This is a genomic window from Kitasatospora sp. NPDC001539, assembly GCF_040298565.1.
Taxonomy (GTDB): domain Bacteria; phylum Actinomycetota; class Actinomycetes; order Streptomycetales; family Streptomycetaceae; genus Kitasatospora.
Genome location: NZ_JBEPAK010000418.1, coordinates 1 through 3,362 on the forward strand (window position 1 = coordinate 1; position 3,362 = coordinate 3,362).

Annotated in this window: 3 protein-coding genes and 1 pseudogene; 2 read left to right on the forward strand and 2 right to left on the reverse strand. The window is 75.0% G+C overall.

Going from position 1 to position 3,362, the window contains the following annotated elements; all coding sequences use genetic code 11:
- Positions 1-25 precede the first annotated feature (25 nt).
- Together ABT247_RS32660 and ABT247_RS32665 are read right to left on the reverse strand one after the other, a co-directional pair.
- Positions 26-319 carry a WhiB family transcriptional regulator gene (locus ABT247_RS32660; RefSeq protein WP_502892544.1) on the reverse strand — a complete coding sequence of 98 codons (294 nt, stop codon included), beginning with the start codon at positions 317-319 and terminating at the stop codon, positions 26-28.
- A gap of 123 nt (positions 320-442) precedes the next feature.
- Positions 443-1,831 carry a threonine/serine exporter family protein gene (locus ABT247_RS32665; protein ID WP_350750099.1) on the reverse strand — a complete coding sequence of 463 codons (1,389 nt, stop codon included), beginning with the start codon at positions 1,829-1,831 and terminating at the stop codon, positions 443-445.
- A 360-nt stretch (positions 1,832-2,191) separates the two neighbouring features.
- Between ABT247_RS32665 and ABT247_RS32670 the strand changes: the two genes are divergently transcribed.
- Together ABT247_RS32670 and ABT247_RS32675 are read left to right on the forward strand one after the other, a co-directional pair.
- On the forward strand, positions 2,192-3,160 hold the full coding sequence (locus tag ABT247_RS32670) for an LLM class F420-dependent oxidoreductase (protein ID WP_350750102.1): 969 nt from the start codon (positions 2,192-2,194) through the stop codon (positions 3,158-3,160).
- Positions 3,161-3,271: 111 nt separating this feature from the next.
- Positions 3,272-3,362: pseudogene (locus ABT247_RS32675) on the forward strand (hydrophobic protein); the annotation flags it as partial.

Below are 3,362 nucleotides of genomic sequence, written 5' to 3' on the forward strand. Positions count from 1 at the left end.
CCCGTCACCGGCGTCCGGTACGACGTCACGCGACCGAGCGAACGGGATCCCCGGTGAACAGTGCGCGGCGCTCCTCCTCGGTCAGCCCGCCCCAGACCCCGTGCGGCTCCCGCGCGGCGAGCGCGTGGCGCCGGCACTCCACCCGGACCCGGCAGCCGGCGCAGACGGCCTTCGCCGCCTCGGCCCGCTCCCTCGCGGCGGCGCCGACCTCGTGGGCCGGACCGAGGAAGACACGGCTGTCGACGGTGCGACAGGCTCCGTCCGACGCGCGGCTCCAGCGGCGCTCGGACGCTTCGGGCAGGAGGGAGAGGTCGGCCACGGCGGATCCTTCCGATCAAGGCGGTCGTTCGACGGTCGTTCGGCGGTCGTTCGCCCCGCTCGTCTAACCCCGTCCCGCGTGTTCATGCCCGCCGCGCCCCTCTCACTGGCGGTGGCGCCCCTCTCACCGGCGGTGGCGCCCGCCGCGCCGGCGGGCGGCCAGGGCCGCACCGGGCGCCGGGAGGAACAGCCGGGCCACCTCGCGGCCGAGGTTCACGCCGATGGCGAGGGCCATCGCCGTGGCCGTGGCACGCCCCACGCCGTTGAGCCCCGCCTCGGGTTCGCCCCGCACGAAGGCCAGCAGCCCGAAGTACAGCAGGGACCCGGGCAGCAGCGGCCCCAGGGCCGCGGTGACGAACGGCAGCGCCGAACTGCCCCGGTACCGGGCCATCAGCTGGCCGGACAGGCCCACCAGCACGGCGGCGAGGCCGGTGGCCATCACGGGCTCCCCGCCGGCGTTGACCAGCACGCCGTACGTCGTCCAGCCCGCCCCGCTGTTGAGCAGCACGGCCGGCAGCGTGTTCGGCTCGGTGTTCAGCAGCACCGCGAAGGCCAGGGCGAGCAGGAGCGCCGCCGCCAGCTGGAGGGGCGGATTCGTGGTCGATCCCGGTCCGCGCTGGGCCGCCAGGTCGGCGCCGTTGTTGACGCCGACGTAGAGCACGCTCATCACACCGACGACCACACCCGCCATCAGGTACAGGACCTTCAGCAGCCGCGCGGCGGCGGTGAGGTAGAAGCCGGCGAGGCCGTCCTGGACGGCCGCCACCATGGGCCACCCGGGCAGCAGCGCGTACAGCCCCCCGGTGATCACCACGGATCCGCGCAGGTGGAGCTGGTTGAAGGACATCAGGATGCCCACCACCGCGGCCGGCGTCGCGGCCGTCGCGATCCGGTAGAACTCCGGCAGGTCGTGGCGTCCGACCAGCACCGAGAGCCGGTCGCCCGCCATGGCCGCGACGACGGCGAGGACGAACACCAGCCAGGCCCTGGCGTCGGCCCGGCCGCCGACCAGCAGCGTCGCGGCCCCGGCGAGCAGGCCCGGGGACACCGCCAGGACCCAGCCGGGGTAGCGGCGGCAGTGCGGACGCACCGCCCGCAGCCGCCGGTGGGCGTCGCCCACCGCGAGTCCGCCCACGGTGATCTCGGTGACCAGCCGGAAGAGCGTCGCCAGTCCCGCGTAGTCGCCGTCCGGGTGGCGCACGGACCGCTCAGCCGTCACCGGCGGCTCGCCGGGGCCCGGCCGGTACGAGATCGCCACCCGGGTGAAGGTGACCCGGGGGTCGCAGGGCTGGGCCCGGTAGGTCCGGGCGACGGCGAGCATGGCCGCCTCGACGTCCTCCGCAGCCTCCCCGCAGGCCAGCATCAGCTCGCCCACCAGCAGCGCCAGGTCCAGGACGGCGGCCACCTCGGCGGCCCCGGGCTCGTCCTCGCCGACGTCGTGGGCGTCGCCGACCAGCGGCCGGGCGATGGACGGAGTGCGCAGCAGCGGCAGCATCCGGTCGGGCCAGGGCACCGTTCCGTCGACGTCGGCGCCCTCCCCCGGCGCCGCGGCGCCGCCGGCGCCCTTTCGGGGCGGCACCGGTCTCGGGGCCGGCCGTCCGACGGGCGGAGCGGTCGCGCGGCCGTCCTCCGGCCGCCCCTGCGGCGGCACGCGTCTGCGCCGCGCCTCGGCCGATCCGACCGGTCGCTGCGCACCCTCCGCTTCGGCCCCCGCGCCGAACGGCTCGTGTTCCGGCATCTTCGCTCCCTGCATCACCCCCCTCGTGGCTACTGTTCGCATCCACTCGACTACCCTGGGCCATCGATTCGTGAACGTCACGTCAGGAGTGCGGCCGGTCCGTTCGCGCCGCCGCCGAATGGGCAGGCGCGGAGCATGGTGCAGATCGGATACACGATGATGACGGAGCAACGGGGCCCCCGGGAACTCGTCTCCGACCTGGTGCTCGCCGAACGCGCGGGCTTCGACTTCTCGGTCACCTCGGACCACTACTTCCCCTGGCTGGACGAGCAGGGCCACGCCCCGTACGCGTGGGCGGTACTGGGAGCGGCGGCGCAGGCCACCTCCCGGATCCCGCTGATGACGTACGTGACCTGCCCGACCTTCCGCTACCACCCCGTGGTGGTGGCCCAGAAGGCGGCGACGCTGCAACTGCTGTCCGAGGGCCGGTTCCGGCTGGGGCTCGGCAGCGGGGAGAACCTCAACGAGCACGTGGTGGGCCGGGGTTGGCCGGCCGCGTCGGTGCGGCTGGAGATGTTCGCCGAGGCCGTCGAGATCATCCGGGCCCTGTTCGAGGGCGGCTACGTGACGCGGCACGGCAAGCACTTCGACGTGGTCGGCGCCCGGCTGTGGGACCTCCCGGACCAGCCGCCGCCGATCGGGACGGCGGTGTCCGGTCCGGCGTCGTGCGCGCTGGCCGGGCGGCTCGCCGACCTGGCGATCGCGGTGGAGCCCGACGCGGACCTGCTCGCGGGCTTCGCCGAGCACGGCGGCGCCGGCAAGCCCGCCGTCGGCCAGCTGCCGGTGTGCTGGGACCCGGACCGGGAGGCCGCCGTGCGCCGGGCGCACGAGCAGTTCCGCTGGTTCGGCGGAGGCTGGAAGGTCAACGCCGAGCTGCCGGGCACCGCGGGCTTCGCCGCCGCCAGCGGGTTCGTGCGGCCCGAGGACGTCGCCGAGGCCATCCCCTGCGGCGACCGCGTCGAGGACTTCGTCGAGGCGGTGCGGCCCTTCGTCGACGCCGGGTTCGACGAGGTCGCCCTGGTGCAGGTGGGCGGGGACAGCCAGCCCGCCTTCCTGGAGTGGGCCGAGCGGACGCTGCTGCCGGCGCTGCGGAAGGCGTTCTGACCCCACCGGGCCCGCGCGTCCCGTCCCTGTGCGGAAGGCGCGGGCCCCCGGCATGACTTCGCGGACCGGGGGCAGAAGGGCGACCACAACGCCAACCGAGGAGGTCGAACCATGGTCCCGCTCCTGCTGGTCCTTCTGCTCGCTCTGATCCTGTTCGGCGCCGGATTCGCGTTGAAGGTGCTCTGGTGGGCAGCCGTCATCG